Below are 19,989 nucleotides of genomic sequence, written 5' to 3'. Positions count from 1 at the left end.
CCGCCTATGAACCGCTACCTCAGGTATGCCCTGATCGTAATTGCTCTCGTAACGGTTCTACTGCTCGGTCTTATCATCTATTTCGCTATTATTTTGGATCCAAATTCTTACAAGCCTCTGCTCGCCGAACTGGTGAAGGAAAAGAACCAGCGCGAGCTCAGGCTCGATGGCGATATTACCCTCTCGCTCTTCCCCAGACTCGGCATTGAACTTGGTCCAATTACGCTCAGCGAACGTAACAGTAATGTTGAATTCGCTTCTGCCGAGCGTATTCTGGTGTCTCTCGCCTTGTTGCCGTTGCTGAGAAAACAACTGGAACTGGACGGGATTCTCATCAAGGGGCTGAAAGCCAATCTGATCCGGTTAAAGGATGGCAGCATCAATATTGCCGATCTTATCGCCAAGAGCGAGGAAACAGGACAATTCAAACTCAATGTTGGGCGTGTGGCGACGGAGAAAGCGAGGGTTACTTTTAGCGATGAGGAGAGCGGAAGACATTTTGCGTTTACCGACCTGAATGTTGAAGCAGACAGGCTGGGTGCCCGCGGCCTCTCTGCTAGTGCTGTTCGCAGCAAGGTTAAATTAGGCTTTGCGGTCGGCCGTTCCGAGGGAACTGAGGTTGATCTCGCCACCAGGCTGGCTTTTGATTTGACGCTTGATGTCGACAAGCAGTACTACGCCGTGCAGGGCGTACGCCTTGAAAGCAAGGGGCAACTCCCGGGAATATCTCAATTTATGTTGAATTGCACGGGTGATTTTGTCGCCAGTGTTCCGAGCGAATCTGTTACCGCCGAGTTTATGGCAAGCGATGTGGCAATCAATCTCACGGGAATAAGAGGTCTGAGCAACCTCGATATCAAACTTTACATGCCGCGGCTAAGCCTCGCGAATGAAAAATTGGGCGGTGATAAAATCTCTGTAGCGGCGGAGATGAGCGGTCATGAGGGCAAACTCAATGTTAACGCGCGGGTCTCTCTCTCAGCCTTGGAGGCCAGTGTAAGTGGCTTGCGGAGCGGCGCCTTGCTTGTCGAGCTGGAAGCGGTTAAAAATGATTGGACCATCCATACGATGCTGGAGTCGCCCTTCAGCTCCAATCCCACGACTTGGCAGTTGAACCTTCCGGAGGTTAAAGGTGTCATGCATGCGCGCGGCCCCGGTCTGGCCAACCCCGGCATTGACGGTGCGCTACGGGGGAGTGTCGCTATTGATGTGGAGTCACGAAACGCCCAAGCGGATTTTACCGGGCAGTTCGCAGACACCAATATTAAAGCGAAATTAATGGCCTCTGCCGCCGTCGAACCCAGTCTTATTTTTGATGTAAACATCGATCAATTGGATCTCGATCGCTTTCTGCCACCAGCACAACCTCCGGGAGAAAATTTGGAAAAAAAGGGAAACGCATACGCATCCGAGCAATGGCTCGATCTATCGGCGCTGGATAATTTGAGCCTGGAGGGTTCGATTCGGATAGGCCTGTTGAAAACGGCCAACTCCAGGTTATCCGGGCTGAGCCTCGCAATCCGGTCCAACTAGGCGACCTAGGCTGGAGCACCCGCTTGGATTCCTTCGACTTAAAGCTGATCCGCTGGCAGGAAAAACACGGCCGCCACAACCTTCCGTGGCAGAATACCCGCGATCCCTACGCGATATGGCTGTCAGAAATCATGTTGCAGCAGACCCAGGTCAGCACGGTTATCCCTTACTACCAGCGATTTCTGCAAAGCTTTCCCGATATCCGCAGCCTCGCCCAAGCATCTCTTGATGAAGTATTGGCCCGATGGAGCGGGCTGGGCTATTACTCGCGTGGAAGAAATTTGCATCGGGCAGCACGTCTTATCGTGCGGGATTATCAGGCAAAATTTCCGGCAAGCGCTGACATGATCCTTAAGCTGCCGGGAATAGGACGTTCCACCGCCGCGGCCATTGCCGTATTCGCGTATGGGGAGCGGTGCGCGATACTGGATGGCAACGTCAAACGTGTTTTATCGCGCTGCTTCGGCATAGAAGGATATTCTGGCGAGAAAAAGAACGAAACGCTGTTGTGGCAGAAGGCGGAAGAACTGCTGCCACCATTGGATGGCACAGCAGGGAAAAATACTAAAGGGCGCGTTGAGGCTTATACCCAGGCGCTGATGGATCTGGGTGCAACCGTTTGCACGCGCAGCAAGCCGAAATGCGCGTCATGCCCACTGCAACTGGAGTGCGTCGCGTTTCGCGGCAATCTGGTAGACAAGCTGCCGTCCCCAAGGCCGAGGAAGCCGCTCCCCTCGAGGGAAACCGTCCTGCTCGTGTTAACGAATGCAGGAAAGATTTTCCTGGAAAAACGCCCCCCCGAAGGGATCTGGGGTGGTATGTGGTGTCTGCCCGAAATGGCTGTCAGCGAAGACACCATAGAGCATTGCAAACACCGGTTCGGAATGGACCTCAGAATGCCGGCGCAGATTCAGGCGCAAATGCAGCCGTTCGATCATACTTTTACTCACTTCCGGCTACGGATTTATCCCCAGTTGCTTCAGGTTATTTCGGTTTCCTCTGCGACAGTACAACATGAAGGAACCTCTACCTGGACAACACTTGACGATGCGCTGCAGTCAGCCATCCCCGCCCCGGTGAGGAAACTGTTCACGAATTTGCGATCGAGTTCTGGCGAAAAACATGGATAACTGGAGGGAGTGGCGAAGAGAAAAGCGGGCGGAATTGATAAAGCTCAGGGGGTCAATTTCCAGGGAAGAATACCGCGACTGGAGCGCTGCGATCACCGGCCTGCTCAAGAAGGGCTTTCCGTCCTTGCAAAGCACCGTGGTGGGGTTCTGCTGGCCTCATCGGGGGGAATACGATCCGCGCCCATTGATGGATTTTATTACTGAAGGCGGCGCGACACTCGCACTGCCCGAGGTCGTGAATAAACACGAACCGCTGGATTTTCGCAAATGGTGGCGGGACGCGCCAATGAAAATCGGTGCCTACGATATTCCGGTACCCGACAACACCGATCCGGTGACGGTGCGCGCGATGGTCATACCCATGATCGGCTTTGACAAGCAGGGCTTTCGCTTGGGGTACGGCAGCGGATATTTTGATCGTACCCTTGTAGCAATCACGCCCCGTCCACTTGCAATTGGAGTGGCATTTGAAATACTGCGCGTGGACACATTGCATCCACAGCCGCATGACGTTCCCATGGATTTTATCGTGACCGAGGCAGGAATTTATCGCTCAACAATAAATGGCCTGGAACTGATCTCGGCCGAGACGTGCGCGGCAGAGAGTGTGCTCGGCAGCGAACAGTCCGGCCGGTGATAACATCGCGTCGTGTTCCGTCCGCCGCACATCGAATTGAATTGCCGACCTGAATGCCGCCTGAGCCTTCTCGCGGGCTCACTTATGGGTTCTCGTTCTCGCCCCAGCGGGCCATCAGCGTATGCACCACCTCAAGATGATCAAGTATCCGCGCAACAACAAAGTCCACCATATCCTCCACCGTTTGCGGGTGATGATAAAAGCCGGGGTTCGGAGGCAGAATGACGGCCCCGCTTTGTGCGAGCTTCAGCATGTTTTCCAAGTGAATTGAGGAAAAAGGCGTTTCGCGTGGAACCAGAATAAGCTTGCGCTTTTCTTTAAGCATAACATCCGCGGCGCGCTCGATGAGCTTTTGACTCAAACCCCCGGCGATTGCCGCCAGTGTTCCCATCGTGCAAGGACATACCACCATGGCATCGGGGGGGTTTGAGCCTGAGGCCACGGGCGCGGACCAGTCTTCCCGTCCGAATACCCGCAACTGTCCTTCGGCGGCATTAAAGCGACGGCTGAACAGCTCTTCCGCATCCTTTGCGCGAGAAGGCAGGACAAATTGCATTTCCTGGTGCGCCACCATCTGGGCTGGCTGAGAATACAGTAGGTATACACGATTACCACTGGCCAGCAATAATTCCAGCAGCCGCACCCCGTAGGGCATCCCGGATGCGCCGGTGTAAGCAAGCGTGATAGTTTTTGGAGCATTCATCTGGTTCTAGCACATCAATTAGGAAAAACTGCCCCAAGAATCGACTTTAAGCATCCAATTCCCGGTGCCGCACCAGAACCTGATTGCTTGGCTTGAACTGGTGCGCAAGCCGTTCGGTAAAATATACCGAGCGATGCCTGCCACCGGTACAACCAATGGCTACGGTCAGATAATTACGATTGTCGCGAACGAAGCATGGCAACCAGTCGTCCACAAATTTCCTGATATCCTCGAACATGCGGTTGACCTCGCCATTTGCATCCAGGTATTCAATTACAGCGCGATCTTTTCCCGTAAGCGGACGCAGCGATGCCTCGTAGTGCGGGTTAGGCAAACAACGCACGTCGAATACCATGTCCGAATCCAGCGGCACACCATGTTTGAACCCGAATGATTGAAACAGGAGAGTCAGGCACACGTGGTCGAGCCCCACGAAATCTCTAATCCAGGTTCGCAATGAACTGGCGCTCAAGTCACTCGTATCGATGCAGTTCGCGAGATCGCGAATTTCACGCAGCATTTCGCGCTCCAGTTCGATGCATTCAGGCAAGGTCGAGCGATTATCGCTGAGCGGATGGCGGCGGCGCGTTTCTGAAAAACGCTTTACCAGCGTATCGGTCTTGGCCTCAAGGAACAAGAGATGCACTTCCATTTCCTGCCGCCTCAAATCGGCCAATTGCTGCGGCAACAGCGGTAACGTATCGCGACTCCGCGCGTCAATGCTAACCGCTACGCGGGGGTGTCCCGAATCCCTTAAATAGACCGTCACCTCCCGCAACAGGTTTGCTGGCAGATTGTCCACGCAGTAATAGCCGCTATCCTCCAGAACTGTCAGCGCGATGCTCTTGCCCGAGCCGGACAGGCCGCTAATGACGATGAGTTGCATTGTTCAAAACGCAGGAAATGAGAACCATCTGTCCCTAAAATTCAAGTTTCATATTTTGCCTGCTGCTGGTCTTGCCCGTTCTCCATTTCCTGTTGATGCCGGGTGAGAAATTCTTGAGCGCTATCGATACCTCGTAGTTGCAATACGTAATTGCGCACAGCCGCCTCCACCAGTACGGCCAGGTTCCGGCCGGCGGCAACGGGAATGATAACCTTCCGGATATTGACTTCCAGAATGTTTTCGGTAACGTCGTTGATCGGGAGCCGTTCCATTGTATTAAAGTCGGCGCTGCTGGGTTTTTGTAAGTGTACAATGAGCTTCATATTCTTCTTCCGCCGCACTGCGGTTTCGCCGAAGATAGTGCGAATATTCAGCATCCCCAAGCCGCGCACTTCAAGAAAATCGCGCAGCATGGGCGGACACCGACCTTCCAGCGTCTCCGGCGCGATGCGATAAAGTTCTACGACGTCATCTGCGACCAGTCCATGCCCTCGGCTTACAAGTTCCAGCGCTAGTTCGCTTTTCCCGACACCACTTTCTCCGGTAATCATTACGCCCAAGCCGAGAACGTCCAAGAGCACGCCGTGTAGGCTACTGGAAGGCGCCAGCGCACGGCCCAGATACGGACGTAATAACCAGACCACTTCGAGGCTGGAATAGGGTGAGCAGAATAGGGGAGTACGGGTGGAATCCGCAAGGGCTCTAATCGAACCGGGCACCGGAGCGCCGCCGGCCACGATAATGCAAAACAGGCTGCTTTGCCTAAGCCGCAGCATGTTTTGGTCCAGAGACGCGGCGTCGAGACCGTCCAGATATTCGGCCTCGGTATGACTCAGGACCTGTATCCAGTTAGGATGAATGAAGTTGAGATGACCGATGACCCCTTGCGTAGAACGGGCGATAGCATCATCGCCGAGACTCCTCTCGCCCCCGTCCCTACCCGCCTCCCACACCAGATTCAGCTTTTGTCCCTTGTCCTCAAAAAGTTGCCTGCCGGTAATCTGCGACATTTAATGGATCACCTCCGAGATGAACTGGAATCGGGGCGAACTTTCCCCTCCACCCACTACGATCCCGGATCAGCCGGATTGGCCTCAGGCTGTTCCACTTCCAGATTCTTCAACCCGCCATTGTTGCGGCGGTCAGCATTCTTTTCCTTGTGCCTGAGTATCTGCCTATCAAGCTTGTCAACCAGACTGTCTATCGAAGCATACATATCAGCGCCGTCGGCCTCGACAAAAATATCCTTGCCTCGCACATGCACATTGGCTTCAGCCTTTTGCCTGAGTTTTTCTACAGACAGAATCACGCTGACATCGATAACGTGATCAAAGTGGCGCGTAACTTTGCTCAGCTTTGAAGTCACATAGTCCCGCATTGCAGGGGTGATTTCAACGTGGTGACCGGTAAGATTGAGGTTCATTATGGCTCCTTGGGCGTTAGTTAAACTGACTTGCGAAGATTAACCGGAGGGATGTGCATGGACTCCCGGTATTTTGCCACAGTGCGACGAGCAACCATAATACCCTGCTGGCCCAGAATTTCCGAAATTTGACTGTCGCTCAACGGTTTTTTTCCCTCCTCGGCACTGATCAGTTGTTTTATCAAAGCGCGAATGGCGGTCGCGGAACAAACTCCGCCCGTATCGGTTGCGACGTGACTACCAAAAAAATACTTGAGTTCGAATATACCACGTGGCGTACGCATGAATTTCTGCGTTGTCACACGAGAAATGGTGGATTCATGCAGGTCGAGCGTACTCGCAATTTCGCGCAATACCATCGGTCGCATGGCTACTGGCCCATGCTCGAAGAACTGCTGCTGTCGCTCAACCACAGCGGCCGACACCTTCAATATGGTGCTGAAACGCTGAAGGACATTCTTGATAAGCCATTTTGCTTCATTGAGTTGACCTGCCAGCCGCCGCGTAGAGTCATCGCTATAGCGTTTCAGGATGTCCGCATACAGCCGGTTGATCCTGAGGCGAGGCATTGCTTCCGGATTAAGATTGGCGACCCATACGCCGCCGATTTTGGTGACAATCACATCAGGAATAATATAGCGGGCCACTGCGGAACTGAATGCCATACCGGGCCGGGGGTTTAGGCGCGTGATCAAATTCTGGATCGAACGCAAGCAGTCGTCGTCGCAATGCAGCAATTTTTTTATTGCGCAAAAGTCTCTTGACGCCAGGCTTTCAAGATGATTCCCGACCAGCAGCAAGGCCTGATCACGATATGGCGTGTCCTCCGGCAGAGCCTGCAGCTGCATCACCAGGCATTCTCTCAGGTTACGGGCCCCCACGCCGGCCGGATCGAGATGTTGTAATAGTTCACGGGCGATGTGAAGGTCATCGATGTCTATCTCGAGTTCGGGCGGCAACAGGTCAACGAGTTCTTCCAGGTCCTGGGCAAGGTACCCATCGTCGTCGAGGCTGTCGATCAGTAAACCGACAATTTTCCTGTCGCGTTCAGGAATCTGACTAAGGCTAAGCTGCGAGTTGAGGTGCTCGCGCAGACTTTGAGGCTCTGCCGCCTGTTGTGGAAAATCACGCTCGTCGTCATCGTCCCGCATGCCGCGGGATCCGCTGTCGTCTGGGAGCCAGTCCGTTTCCCCCGCTTCTTTTTTTGAGTCAAGACTATCCTCGGAAAGCAATTTGCTGCCGCCTTCCTCCGGAATTTCCATCAGATCAGCCGAAAGGGGCTCTACCCCGGCCTCGAGCGCGCCCAAATACTCGATGCCGCTACCGACACTGTCGTCGAGCTCCAGAAGGGGATTTTCCTGAGCCAGGCGTTCAATTTCCTGGTTCAGCTCCAGCGTTGACAGCTGCAGCAACCTGATCGATTCCTGCAATTGCGGAGTGAGCGTTAAGTGCTGTGACGTCTTAAGCTGGAGAGTGGGTTTCATAATAGGCAGGACCCGGTAAACCGGGTTCGTATGTATGGCTAACTCCTACTTCACAGCCGGAAATGCTCTCCCAAATACACTTTCCTTACGCTTTCATTATAGATGATTTCATCGGGGCTGCCGCTCGCCAGCACCTTACCTTCGCTGATGATGTAGGCTCGATCGCAAATACCCAGCGTTTCCCTCACGTTATGGTCGGTAACGAGAATGCCGATGTCACGTTCCTTGAGAAATCTGATAATTTTTTGAATATCAATCACGGCGATTGGATCAACCCCCGCAAACGGTTCATCCAGCAGAATGAAGCGCGGCTCGGTTGCGAGCGCCCGCGCAATTTCGACGCGGCGGCGCTCCCCACCCGACAAACTAATGGCTGGGTTGGTACGGATGTGAGTGATATGAAGATCATGCAACAGATCGTCAAGATGCTGGTGCATTTCACCGGGCGGGTAATTCTTCAATTCCAGCACCGCACGAATATTGTCGGCCACCGAAAGGCGCCGAAATATGGATGCCTCCTGAGGCAGGTAACTCAGCCCCAGGCGTGCCCGCTGATGCATCGGCATCTGGCTAAGATCGAGTTCGTCGAGATGGATGTTACCCCCATCGAGCGGGACTAAACCGACCATCATATAGAAACACGTGGTCTTGCCCGCGCCGTTGGGTCCGAGCAGGCCTACGACTTCGCCGCTATTGACGGAAATCGAAACATCCTGCACCACCGTTCGGGACTTATAGGTTTTTTTTAAATTATCGGCTCTGAATTCGCTCATTTTCCAGCACGTCGGCGTTCGACTTCATCGACTCTCAGCATCCGGTTTTTTCTTCGGTTGAATCACGGCCCTTACCCTTCCTTCGGAATGAGTTTGAGTACTTGTTTCGCCACTACCGTTTACCTGGAAGAATTCATTGACAGCATCATAGGAAATGTAATCTCCATGAACCTCATCCTGCCCGCGTCGTAATCTCGCTTTCTTGAATAGCTGCACCTTGTCGGCCTTGCCGTCATATTCCATTCGTTCACTCCACCCCTCCACATACTCATCCTTGCCGTCGCGCTTTTGGCGAAAGGTGGCAAGGTTGCCGAACGCAGTGGCGTGCTGGAACCCGTTGGCGTCTTCTTTCACCGTCATCTTGTCAGCGCGAATGACCAAGGTTCCCTGAGTGAGCACTACGTTGCCGGTGAAGGTCGCGAGTTTGTTGGCATCCTGTACAGTCGCCCGGTCGGCTTCCAGATGAACGGGCCGATCGCGGTCAGCCCTTTCAGCCAGAACGGGCCCGGCAAGGGCCATGCCGAGTAAATACCCCACGCAACTTGAACGCAAGCCATGGATTTTCCATCGCGAGGGCCACCCCGCGAATCGCCCGCCTCGCGCCGGGCCTTGCGCCTCACCTTTCCTATCGTCGTTTGTCATGAACAACCTTAACCTGCGACAATAGCTGTGTGATACCCGTGCGGTTACTCATCTCCATGCCAACTGCTCTGATCACCGCGTTTGTTTCGGTAATAACGACGGGCTTGTCCGTTCTGGCAATATCGTCATCCGGGATAACATGGAGCAAGCTCGTAGTCATGCTTGTCTCGCCGCGGCCCTTACCTCCATTTCGCACTACCATGACGTTGCCGCTCAGATAAATATCTTCGCCACTGCTTGTCATTTTCGCTTCGTCCGCCTTCACTTGCATTGCCGGTTTTCCCGGCTCGGTATTGATCAAGCGCGGCTGCTCAAGATCAGTGGAGTCATCGTCCGGGTAATGCACCATTTTCTTCCCGAGCAGGACATGACGTCCAACGCCGCTCTCATCCATTCGAATAGCGGAAAAGTTTTCCACCACATAGTCAGGCGTTCGGCTCGGTTGATTGTTCTGCGAAGGGGAAATTGCACGCGGCGATTGATTCAGCCAGAACGGCAATATTACGAGCAAGGCGAGAATAACGACGAGGAGCCAGGAAGGCAGGCGATTGATCATTTAAGATAGGCCGCCAATTGGGCATCCAGGGTCTGCTGCGCGTGCATAATCAATTCACAAATCTCGCGTACAGCGCCCCGGCCACCTTCCAGACGGGTAACATGATGCGCATGCTTTTTCACAAAAGCCGGCGCGGCCGGCACTGTAATGGAAAGACCGCAACGCAACATCACCGGCAAGTCTATCAAATCATCTCCCACATAGGCGCAGGCGGAGGCGTCCATCCCGTGATCCTTAAGCATCGCCTCGAATACGGGCAGCTTGCTTTTCGCGCCCTGGTAAACGATGGTAACGCCCCAATCCTTGGCCTTCAGGTCGACGCACCGCGATTGCCTACCGGTGATGAGCGCGATATTAACTCCGCTCGCCCTCAGCATCTTAAGGCCGTGGCCATCCTGGCTATTGAATGCCTTTATCTCCTCGCCGCCGTCCGTAAGGTACAGGCTTCCGTCGGTAAGTACCCCGTCCACGTCAAAAACGACCAGACGAATATTTTTAGCCTTCTCCAGTATGTGCTGCATCGATTACAACGGCTTATTGCCAGGGCGATTGAACAGTTAATTAATTCGGATGCGGATCAGGTCGCGTAACAGACGTGCGACCAAAGCCCAGCCGGTTTCCAATTTGCCGCAACTTCGACCCATGATTTTACTGGGACAGAGGTGGAAAAATCTGATGGAGGCTCCCTGCTGCAATCAGGCAGCCCAATTGCAGAGGCCAGCGACCAGTTTTATAGCGGGTAGCGGTTGATTGTAAACCCGATGGCGAACCACAACAGCTGAGGCTCGGATATTACCGGGGTGAAGCAGTGAGAATCATCTGATCAATTCTTAGGCAACGGAAATACTACCGACTCAACCACGCCGCTCAGTTCTTCGACCATGACTTCCCTGCCAGCCTGCCCCGCTCCTATCTGCCTGAGACGCGCGATCACCTCCTGCACGAGCACTTCCGGTGCGGAAGCCCCAGCGGTAATGCCGATCCGGTCTTTTCCTTCCAGCCACGTCTCCAGCAGTTGTTCGGCCCGGTCTATCATATATGCGTCAACCCCGGCATTTCTGGCAACTTCGCACAAGCGATTGGAATTGGAACTATTAGGCGAGCCGACTACGATGACAAGATCGCACTGCTTTACCATCATTTTTACGGCATCCTGCCGATTCTGCGTCGCGTAGCAAATATCGTCCTTTTTTGGGCCGGTAATTTTTGGAAACCGCTTCTTCAGCGCCTTGATAACGCGCGTCGCGTCGTCCACCGACAACGTCGTTTGGGTAACGTAGGCCAGATGGCTCGGGTCTTTCACTTGCAAATTTTCGACGTCCTCTTCGGTTTCCACCAGATACATACAGGGCCCGTCTCCTTCAGCCTGTCCCATCGTGCCTTCCACCTCAGGATGTCCGGCGTGACCAATCATGATGATTTCCCGTCCCTGCTCGCGCATTTTCGCGACTTCGATATGAACTTTTGTCACCAGCGGGCAGGTGGCATCGAATACCTTAAACTGTTGCGCCTCCGCTTCGCGCCGCACCTCGTGGGATACGCCGTGCGCACTGAAGATCAGTATGCTGCCGACCGGCACTTCATCGAGGTTTTCTACGAACACCGCCCCTTTCTTCTCCAGATTCTCTACGACGAACCGGTTATGCACCACTTCGTGGCGCACATAGATCGGCGCTCCGTGCATACTCAGCGCCCGCTCGACGATTTCAATCGCGCGGTCCACCCCGGCGCAGAAACCGCGGGGATTCGCAAGCAATACCTTGATCATTGTTCATTCTCCATAAAAACCATTTAGTTCAGGCACAATGTCGCGCCCGGTCTGTCCATCACCCGGAGCACGCCTCCCGTCCTTGCGGGGCTCTTCGCAGTCCCGCGTGTAGGGCTAATTCACGGCAAAACGCGTTGGACCGTTATTCTAGACTATTCATATATTTACTCAAGTGAACTCTCCCCTTTTCACATCCGCGGCATTTGAACTCAGCCGATCTAGAGATGACAAGGAATCTACTAACCAGTTCCGGGTACAGGCCGGGTCGGTTCCTTTTCCCGACCTGACCGGACGCTTTCCAGCTGTGCGCAAACCGTTTTTGCGGCTACCAGCGTGCGAACAGTCTGCCGATTGATGAGATCGGGGTGCACAAAAAATATATGATTGTTTCTGACGGCACTCATTTGAGAGAAGCGTTGCGATCGGGAGCGCAGTCCAGTTTCGGCGGGTTCAAGCGAGGTACTGCTGATGATGGCGTCAGGATCGGCCACGAGAAGATCTTCCTCGGACACGGCTTGCGTCAGGGAAGGCGCGGACGCAAACATATTGACGCCGCCACATATATTGATGATATCGCTCGCCATATGGTTGGCATTTGTGGTCATGAGCGGTTGATCCCAGATTAAATGGAACACGCTTATTTTATGATGCGTGTCATAACGATGCTTAATCTGCTGCAATTCCTCTTCATACGCCCTCGCCGCTGATTCGGCTAGCCAGGATGTGCCCGCAAGCTTCCCGGTTGCGCGCAGCAGACGGGGAATATCCTCGAGCCGGACTGCCTCGGCTGCGAATACGGGGAGACCCAGTTTTTCGAGCTTGCCGATATCCGCGGCGCTGTTACCGCTGCGCCATGCAATCACCAGATCAGGCTTTAGCGCGAGAATTCTTTCGAAGTCCAGACCGGACGCATCCCCGATTTCCTGAACTGTTTTTGCCTCCTCGGGATAATCGCTGTAACGACTGGCACCCACCAGTTTGCTGCCGGCCCCGGCGGAGAAAACCAGCTCCGTAATATTCGGGGAGAGCGATACAATACGATTGGCGAAATGGTTCAGACGGACACCGCGCCCGCGATCGTCAATCAATTCGAGCGGGGCAACCGTCCGCGCTGCCGGTCCGGCGGCGTCATCTGTAACATCCCCCCGAACATTTGTCGTCGATGCCGGGAGGGATCCGGAAAACACGAACAGAAGCAATAAAACACTACACCGAATCTTATTGAGGCGCATGAACGGCGGGCACCTGTCCCGGAGAAGATAATCGCAAGATCGCGACTTTACCGTTTTACCGATAAAACAAAATAAGACTACGCATCACGATAATGTTCAGCCAGAGCGGCACGTTGCTCGTAAGCCTGGCGAGCGATGCGAACGTCTTCCAGAAAAAGCGGGAGCTCTTTGATTAGCAGCGCTTGAGGTCCATCCACGAGCGCCTTGCCGGGAACCGGGTGGAAATCCACCAAGACCATATTGGCGCCGGCAATAATGCCTTGGGCAGTCGCATGCATAATATCGAGTATGCCATCCGGAGACGTCGCCCGCAGACCCACCGAATGAGATGGATCAATGCAAACCGGCATCCGGGTCAAACGCTTCACCACGGGCACATGGGCAAAGTCAACGAAATTGCGATGAGGATCGCCCATATTGGTTTTCATGCCGCGCAGACCAAAGACGACTTTACGATTTCCTTCGGAAGCCAGATATTCCGCGGCGTTGAGTGACTCATCCAGGGTTATGCCGAAACCGCGCTTGATCAATACCGGGAACTCCTGCTGGCGACCCACGATTTTGAGCAGTTCGAAATTTTGCGTGTTGCGCGTGCCGATCTGCAGCATGATACCGGTGGGGTTGCCGGTCACATAAAGCGCCTCGCAAATCTCCTCGAGATGGGATTCGTGGGTGATTTCCATGGCAATCACCTTGATCCCGTACTTGCCCGCCAGCTCAAATACATAAGGCAGACAAGCCTTGCCGTGTCCTTGAAACGAGTACGGGCTGGTGCGCGGCTTATACGCGCCCATGCGGGTACATATCTGTCCGTTATCGCGCAGTGCCTGCATCATCAACTCGACATGCTCCAACGTATCCACGGCGCATAATCCGGCAAAAATGTTCAGTGTATCCTGCCCGAAACGCACGCCGTTATAGTCGAAGTAAGTGGCTCTGTTATCATTCTTGTGCCGGCCAAGAACGCGATATTCCTCAGAAATCCTGACGACCCGCTCGACGCAGGGGAGGCTTTGCATGTCCTCGATCGGCAGCGGTTTGGTATTTCCAATCAAATATACCTCTGTAAGCGTTTGCTCACTGCCGACTTCGGTGTGCACACGCGTGGAAATACCCGGCAGGTTGGCGAGATGCGTCAGCAACTGCTTATACTCGGAACTTTCAGGCCGGGTGTCCGGACTTAAAACGAGGATCATGGAAGGAGGAAAGAAAATGTTGATAAGCCGGCGCGGGAAAGCACGACGGGGCGGAAATACGCGATTCTAAACGAAAAAACCGGCACTTGCCATTTCCTCGCTTCGGGCGTTTAATGACTTGATGACGTATAAGGCGTGTCTCTCGACAGTCCAAAGTTTCAAGAAATAAATAAACCGGGCACTCAATCCGGACAGCGCCTTCGCCCTACTCATGACAGAGCAAAGCCCAAAAATCCAACGACCGGAGTTATCGGATCATCCACCCGCGATTTTTTTGATGGGACCCACCGCAAGCGGAAAAAGCCATGTCGCTGTGGCAATCGCGCGGTTGCTGCCGGTGGAAATCGTGAGCGTGGATTCCGCGCAAGTCTATCGGCACATGGATATCGGCACGGCCAAGCCCGGCTGGAGGTCGCTGGCCGTGGTCCCGCACCATCTTATCAACTTGATCGATCCGAACGAGTGCTATTCCGCTGCGCAATTTCTCGATGATGCGCTGCGCGCAATGGGCGAAATTACTGAACGCGGCAATATTCCGTTACTTGCCGGCGGCACCATGCTCTATTTCAAGACACTGCTGGACGGTCTCTCGCCGCTCCCGTCCGCTAACAGCAGCTTACGCGCAGCCATCGAAGCCAAAGCTGGAGAAAAAGGCTGGCCCAGGATGCATCAGGAGCTGGCTTTGCTTGACCCGGCCAGCGCGGCGCGCATCAAGCCTAGCGACAGCCAGCGTATACAACGCGCACTGGAGGTATGCTACCTTACCGACCGACCCATGTCTGAAATCCTTCAGAAACCCAAAACTGTTCATTTTCCCTATCATGTGATCAGGATAGGGCTTATCCCCGCCGACCGTGCGGCGCTACATCAACGCATCGCCCGGCGGTTTGATGAAATGCTCAAGCTGGGATTGATCGATGAGGTAAACGCGATCCGTGATAAATTCTATCTCAACGAGGGAAGCCCTTCGATGCGCTGCGTGGGTTACCGGCAAATGCTGATGTATCTCGACAAAAAAATCGATGCCGTAACAGCCCGGGAAAAAGCGTTGGCGGCCACGCGGCAATTGGCTAAGCGTCAGCTCACCTGGCTTCGCGCAATGACCGGCATACGCGAATTCGACTGCATAGCCGAAAATCTGACCGAACAGGTATGCGAGCATCTCTTGAACGCTGGCCTAAAAGCCGCCATGGTTTCATAATTGCACTGATGGGCTCGGTTGTGTTTTAACAATTCTGATGGGGGAAAAAGATGAACGATAGACTCGGATTAGTGACTCTGATCCTCATCGCCGCCTTATCGGTCGCGGCTTGCGGAAAATCCGAGGAGAAGGTGCACGAGTCGTGGAAGACGCCTCCAGAGAAGGCGCAAGTGGACGACAATACGCTCGCCAGCACCATCAAATCCGCATTGAAGGCCGACCCCGAGGTCAGGCATCTGGACATCGGGGTCGAAGCGGATAATGGAACGGTTATGCTTAGCGGTGCGGTTGACAATCAGTCACAGATGGACCGTGTAAATATGCTCACGTGGATGGTGGAAGGCATCAAGAAAGTGGACAATAAGATGAGTTTACGAGGCCGTTAAATAAGTTTTCGGGGCATGCCGGGACCTATTCAGCATTTTTCCCAATGCGCGGCTGCTACAGCGAACAACTGATCAATAAGGCAATGCGGTGTTAGCCACGCAAATTTGCGCAGGGAAATTATCTTGAGCTCTTCTTTGTTTCTGACGCTGCTCCTGATTGTCGGCGTCATTCTTTTCGCTCCCCCCGTGCGGCGTGCGCTGATTTCTGACCGGTTGCTCAAGATTTTTCGCAAGATCCTGCCCCAGGTATCTCAAACCGAGCAGGAAGCGCTGGATGCAGGAACCATATGGTGGGAAGGGGAGCTGTTCAGCGGAAGTCCGAACTGGTACAAACTGCTCGCTTACCCGAAGCCCAAACTCAGCCCCCAGGAAAAGGCTTTTCTTGCCGGACCGGTTGAAGAGTTGTGCCGCATGCTCGACGAATGGACCATTACGCGCGAGTTGCATGATCTGCCCCCACACGTGTGGCAATTCATCAAGGCCAACGGTTTTTTCGGCATGATTATCCCGAAAAAATATGGTGGTCAAGGTTTTTCCGCGCTGGCACATTCGGAAGTGGTCATGAAGATCAGCTCGCGCAGCGGCACAGCGGCAGTCACGGTGATGGTACCGAACTCACTGGGACCATCCGAGCTGCTGCTGCAGTACGGAACGGACGAGCAAAAAGATCATTATCTGCCACGGCTGGCCCAGGGACTGGAAGTTCCCTGTTTTGCCCTGACCGGACCGGAAGCGGGATCGGACGCTGGCGCGATTCCGGATACGGGCATCGTCTGCTATGGCCAATTCAACGGCGACGAGCATGTGCTCGGCATACGCGTCACCTGGGAGAAACGCTACATTACCTTGGGACCTGTGGCGACGCTTCTCGGGCTTGCGTTCAAGCTGCGCGATCCGGAAGGCCTGCTGGACGGACCGGAAGACCTCGGCATTACACTGGCCCTCATTCCGACAGATACGCCTGGCATCAAGATCGGACGCCGCCACTTTCCGCTTGATGCCGCGTTTCAGAATGGTCCCAATTCCGGAAAGGACGTTTTCATCCCGCTGGACTGGGTGATCGGCGGGCGTAACGGGGTGGGGTACGGCTGGCGCATGCTGGTAAATTGCCTGGCAGTGGGCCGGTCGATATCGCTGCCCGCGACCAGCACCGGCGCGGCCAAGCTAGCTGCCCGCACCAGCGGAGCGTATGGCAGAGTACGGGTGCAGTTCAAGACGCCGATCGGACGCTTTGAAGGCGTGGAAGAAGCGCTGAGCCGAATCGGCGGCAACACCTACATAATGAATGCGGCACGGGTAATGACAGCAGGAGCCGTGGATCTGGGCGAAAAACCTTCGGTGATTTCGGCCATCGTCAAATACCATCTGACCGAGCGCGGACGTCAGGCAATAAACGACGCGATGGATGTGCACGGGGGAAAGGGAATCTGCCTGGGACCCAGCAACTACCTGGGGCGGAACTATCAGCAAATCCCCGTCAGCATAACGGTGGAGGGGGCGAACATCCTCACCCGCAATATGATCATTTTCGGCCAGGGTGCAATACGTTGTCACCCTTACCTCTTGAAGGAAATCGGCGCGGCGAACGACAGCAACGCGGTGCGCGCTTCCAAGAATTTCGACAAAGCGCTGGCGGGCCACGCGGCATACACGCTTAGCAATGGTGTGCGTACTTTCCTCCATGGGCTGACCGGTGGGACGCTTGCAAGCGCTCCCGGCAGTGTGGCTCCCGAAACGCAACGTTATTACAGTCAATTGACCCGGTTCTCGGCAGCTTTTGCTTTTCTCGCCGATATATCGTTGCTGACTCTGGGCGGTGCGCTAAAACGAAAAGAGAGAATATCTGCCCGCCTCGGCGATATTCTCAGCATGCTTTATTTATGCTCGGCTGCCCTGAAACGCTTCGAAGACGATGGCCGCCCCGCAGCCGATTTACCATTGATGCACTGGTCGATCCAGGATGCGCTCTACCGCATGCAACAGGCATTCGAGGGCTTGCTGGATAACTTCCCCGGGAGCGCTATCGCCGCCCGCCTTCTGCGGTTCATGGTCTTTCCCCTAGGGGCTGCATTCTCACCACCATCGGATAAACTGAGCCATGAAGTGGCAAAGCTGATGCTTTCCCCAAGCGAGGCGCGCGACCGGCTGACGGAGGGCATCTTTATACCCGATTCCGCTGACGAACCGCTGAACATCCTGGAACAGGCGCTACAGTGCGCGGAGGTGTGCGACGCGGTGGAGGCGAAGTTGAGGGCGGCGGTCAAAACCGGCCGCATACCCGCCGAGGGCGAGGAAAGAATTTCCGCTGCGCTCAAGCAGCGAGTCATTACTGCTAATGAACTGGAGTTAATGGCGGGAATGAAATCGCTGCGGCGCCGAGTCATTATGGTCGACGATTTTCCTCCCGATTTCGGCACGACGTTAGCCCCTGCACCCGAGTCTGCTCCCGCAGTTACGCCGGTGCCGGCGGACGCCTGAGCAATGCAGGGACAAATGACGAAGCGCCGCGCGACTTCCACACGAGTATCAAAACAACAATAGACGGAACGATTATGCAGCCAACTCACGACGACCGTGCCGACGTCATCCGGGTCGAGACCGCCGCCACCCTTGATGGCCTGTTCCGCGAGCGGGTGCGCCGGTCGCCCCAGATGGTGGCTTATCGGGACTACGACCGTTCGACTGGAAAATGGCGCGACCTCACCTGGGCGCAAATGGATGAACGGATCGCGCACTGGCAACAGGCTCTAGCGCAGGAAAACCTTTCCGCTGGGGACCGCGTCGCGGTGATGTTGCGAAATTGCCCGGAATGGGTCACTTTCGAGCATGCCGCTCTGCGACTGGGGCTCGTGGTCGTCCCGCTTTACACAGCCGACAGGCCGGATAACGCCGCACATATCCTTTGTGATGCAGCTGTCAAGGTACTGTTACTGGAAGACCGGGCGCAATGGGATGCGTTTTACGAGGTAAGGGGTCAGCTGACTGAGCTTGTGCGCGTCATTACCATCCAGGGAAGCGAAAGAAAAGTCGAAGATGATCTCGTACTTGCGCTGCATGACTGGTTGCCGGACCAATTAGTCGAAAGATCGCCTGAGGACGCTGGCCAGGCGAATCATGCCCAACGTGATCCGCATCAGCTGGCGACGATCATATATACATCTGGTACTTCCGGCCGGCCCAAGGGCGTAATGCTGAGCCATAATAATATCCTTACCAATGCTTACAGTTGCCTGCAAGTTGTGCACATCAGGCAGGATGATCTCCTGCTTTCGTTCCTGCCCCTATCTCATACTTTTGAGCGTACCGGCGGGTATTATGCCCCGATGATGGGCGGCGCAACGGTGGCCCATGCCCGTTCAGTTCACCAATTGCAGGAGGACTTGCTGACTATCCGGCCTACTCTTCTGATTTCAGTGCCGCGGATCTACGAGCGTATCTACGCCGGAATTCGTGCAAAGCTGGCGGAGAGCTCGGCGTCGAGCAGAAAACTGTTTTATTTGGCGGTTGAGATCGGCTATAGCCGCTTCGAGTACCAGCAAGGACGCGCTCCATGGCGCATCTCTCACCTGCTGTGGCCAATACTGGAACGCCTGGTAGCAAAGAAAATAATGGCCAAGCTCGGCGGCCGGCTTCGCGAAGTGATGAGCGGCGGTGCGGCACTGCCGAGCGATGTTGCAAGGATCTTTATCGGTCTGGGACTGCCGGTCCTGCAAGGCTACGGCATGACTGAAACCAGCCCGGTAGTATGCGCCAACACCACCGAAGACAATGTTCCCACCAGCGTGGGGCGACCAATTCCCGGAGTTGAAGTAAAACTGGGTGAGCATGATGCCTTGCTGATCCGTGGCCAGAATGTAATGCTGGGGTACTGGAACAACCCTGAGGCTACCCGGGCGATATTATCGCCGGACGGGTGGCTGAATTCCGGAGATATCGCGCGTATCGATGAACATGGTCGCGTAACAATAACCGGACGTCTCAAGGAAATCATCGTCATGTCTACGGGAGAAAAAGTCCCGCCGGCGGATATGGAAGCCGCCATCCTGCGCGACCCCCTATTCGAGCAGGTAATGCTGGTCGGGGAAGGCCGTTCGTATCTGGGTGCGCTGGTAGTGCTGAACTCCCGCCATTGGGAAAGTGTTGCGGCCCAATATAACCTTAATCCTGACTGGCATCGGCTTTCAAGGAATCAAAAGCTTGAGGAAATCCTGGTGCAACGCATCGGCCAGCAGATAAAAGAATTCCCTGGCTACGCCCGACTATACCGGGTAGCGCTGGCGCAGGAGCCATGGACGGTGGAGAATGGTATGCTGACGCCGACCCTAAAACTGCGGCGAGGGTACGTGCTGCAATACTACAAAGGCGAAATCGACAGGCTTTACGAAGGGCATTGAGCGCGAAAATGAGTTGCGACGAGGCGACAGCTTAGCTGCCCCCAT

Annotated in this window: 19 protein-coding genes; 7 read left to right on the top strand and 12 right to left on the bottom strand. The window is 54.7% G+C overall.

The genetic code is table 11. The features are described from left to right. Window positions 1–6: 6 nt before the first annotated feature. The 3 genes from R5L00_RS07840 to R5L00_RS07830 are packed head-to-tail and all read left to right on the top strand — an operon-like array spanning window position 7 to window position 3,300. A complete protein-coding gene (locus R5L00_RS07840) occupies window positions 7–1,533 on the top strand; it encodes an AsmA family protein (RefSeq protein ID WP_317654075.1) in 1,527 nt (508 codons plus the stop codon). A gap of 23 nt (window positions 1,534–1,556) precedes the next feature. Continuing rightward, window positions 1,557–2,663, top strand: coding sequence for an A/G-specific adenine glycosylase (gene mutY, locus R5L00_RS07835; protein WP_317654074.1), 1,107 nt, complete (start codon window positions 1,557–1,559; stop codon window positions 2,661–2,663). After that, window positions 2,656–3,300 (top strand): 5-formyltetrahydrofolate cyclo-ligase, encoded by a 645-nt coding sequence (locus tag R5L00_RS07830; protein ID WP_317654072.1) that lies wholly within the window; start codon window positions 2,656–2,658, stop codon window positions 3,298–3,300. The genes mutY and R5L00_RS07830 overlap by 8 nt, the downstream gene beginning before the upstream one ends. Window positions 3,301–3,382: 82 nt before the next feature. Here R5L00_RS07830 and R5L00_RS07825 read toward each other — a convergent pair whose 3' ends face one another. The 12 genes from R5L00_RS07825 to R5L00_RS07770 form a co-directional block, all read right to left on the bottom strand. Then, window positions 3,383–4,003: a flavin prenyltransferase UbiX gene (locus R5L00_RS07825; protein WP_317654071.1), complete on the bottom strand. Its 621-nt coding sequence runs from the start codon at window positions 4,001–4,003 to the stop codon at window positions 3,383–3,385. 46 nt (window positions 4,004–4,049) lie between these two features. Beyond that, entirely contained in the window at window positions 4,050–4,889 is an 840-nt protein-coding gene (gene rapZ, locus R5L00_RS07820; RefSeq protein WP_317654070.1) for an RNase adapter RapZ, read from the bottom strand. Window positions 4,890–4,930: 41 nt separating this feature from the next. Continuing rightward, window positions 4,931–5,899, bottom strand: coding sequence for an HPr(Ser) kinase/phosphatase (gene hprK / locus R5L00_RS07815; RefSeq protein WP_317654068.1), 969 nt, complete (start codon window positions 5,897–5,899; stop codon window positions 4,931–4,933). Between the two features lie 56 nt (window positions 5,900–5,955). After that, a complete protein-coding gene (gene hpf / locus R5L00_RS07810; RefSeq protein ID WP_107694473.1) occupies window positions 5,956–6,312 on the bottom strand; it encodes a ribosome hibernation-promoting factor, HPF/YfiA family in 357 nt (118 codons plus the stop codon). Window positions 6,313–6,332: 20 nt separating this feature from the next. Further along, window positions 6,333–7,796, bottom strand: a complete 1,464-nt coding sequence (locus R5L00_RS07805; protein ID WP_317654067.1) for an RNA polymerase factor sigma-54 — start codon at window positions 7,794–7,796, stop codon at window positions 6,333–6,335. 50 nt (window positions 7,797–7,846) lie between these two features. Next, window positions 7,847–8,569, bottom strand: a complete 723-nt coding sequence (gene lptB, locus R5L00_RS07800; protein ID WP_107694471.1) for an LPS export ABC transporter ATP-binding protein — start codon at window positions 8,567–8,569, stop codon at window positions 7,847–7,849. Between the two features lie 24 nt (window positions 8,570–8,593). Then, complete coding sequence (gene lptA / locus R5L00_RS07795) at window positions 8,594–9,088, bottom strand: lipopolysaccharide transport periplasmic protein LptA (RefSeq protein WP_317654144.1); 495 nt, start codon at window positions 9,086–9,088, stop codon at window positions 8,594–8,596. 106 nt (window positions 9,089–9,194) lie between these two features. Further along, entirely contained in the window at window positions 9,195–9,767 is a 573-nt protein-coding gene (gene lptC / locus R5L00_RS07790; RefSeq protein ID WP_107694470.1) for an LPS export ABC transporter periplasmic protein LptC, read from the bottom strand. Then, on the bottom strand, window positions 9,764–10,288 hold the full coding sequence (locus tag R5L00_RS07785; protein WP_107694469.1) for a KdsC family phosphatase: 525 nt from the start codon (window positions 10,286–10,288) through the stop codon (window positions 9,764–9,766). Before R5L00_RS07785 ends, lptC begins: the two co-directional genes overlap by 4 nt. 302 nt (window positions 10,289–10,590) lie before the next feature. Beyond that, the gene (gene ispH, locus R5L00_RS07780) at window positions 10,591–11,535 is read right to left on the bottom strand and encodes a 4-hydroxy-3-methylbut-2-enyl diphosphate reductase (protein ID WP_107694468.1); all 945 of its coding nucleotides are present in this window, start codon (window positions 11,533–11,535) and stop codon (window positions 10,591–10,593) included. 239 nt (window positions 11,536–11,774) lie between these two features. Continuing rightward, the gene (locus tag R5L00_RS07775; RefSeq protein ID WP_317654065.1) at window positions 11,775–12,767 is read right to left on the bottom strand and encodes a cobalamin-binding protein; all 993 of its coding nucleotides are present in this window, start codon (window positions 12,765–12,767) and stop codon (window positions 11,775–11,777) included. 77 nt (window positions 12,768–12,844) lie between these two features. After that, window positions 12,845–13,963: a 3-deoxy-7-phosphoheptulonate synthase gene (locus R5L00_RS07770; RefSeq protein ID WP_317654063.1), complete on the bottom strand. Its 1,119-nt coding sequence runs from the start codon at window positions 13,961–13,963 to the stop codon at window positions 12,845–12,847. A 277-nt stretch (window positions 13,964–14,240) separates the two neighbouring features. On the opposite strand from R5L00_RS07770, the gene miaA reads away from it, so the two are divergent. From miaA to R5L00_RS07750, 4 genes are all read left to right on the top strand, one after another. Continuing rightward, a complete protein-coding gene (gene miaA, locus R5L00_RS07765) occupies window positions 14,241–15,164 on the top strand; it encodes a tRNA (adenosine(37)-N6)-dimethylallyltransferase MiaA (protein WP_317654061.1) in 924 nt (307 codons plus the stop codon). Window positions 15,165–15,214: 50 nt separating this feature from the next. Beyond that, the gene (locus R5L00_RS07760) at window positions 15,215–15,550 is read left to right on the top strand and encodes a BON domain-containing protein (protein WP_107694464.1); all 336 of its coding nucleotides are present in this window, start codon (window positions 15,215–15,217) and stop codon (window positions 15,548–15,550) included. Between the two features lie 123 nt (window positions 15,551–15,673). After that, window positions 15,674–18,028 (top strand): acyl-CoA dehydrogenase, encoded by a 2,355-nt coding sequence (locus tag R5L00_RS07755; RefSeq protein ID WP_317654060.1) that lies wholly within the window; start codon window positions 15,674–15,676, stop codon window positions 18,026–18,028. 74 nt (window positions 18,029–18,102) lie between these two features. After that, complete coding sequence (locus tag R5L00_RS07750; protein WP_317654059.1) at window positions 18,103–19,944, top strand: long-chain fatty acid--CoA ligase; 1,842 nt, start codon at window positions 18,103–18,105, stop codon at window positions 19,942–19,944. Window positions 19,945–19,989 lie beyond the last annotated feature (45 nt).

The organism is Nitrosospira sp. Is2 (assembly GCF_033095785.1).
Classification (GTDB): domain Bacteria; phylum Pseudomonadota; class Gammaproteobacteria; order Burkholderiales; family Nitrosomonadaceae; genus Nitrosospira.
The sequence above is the reverse complement of the archived record's forward strand: the minus strand, read 5'-3'. Positions and strand labels throughout refer to the sequence as shown.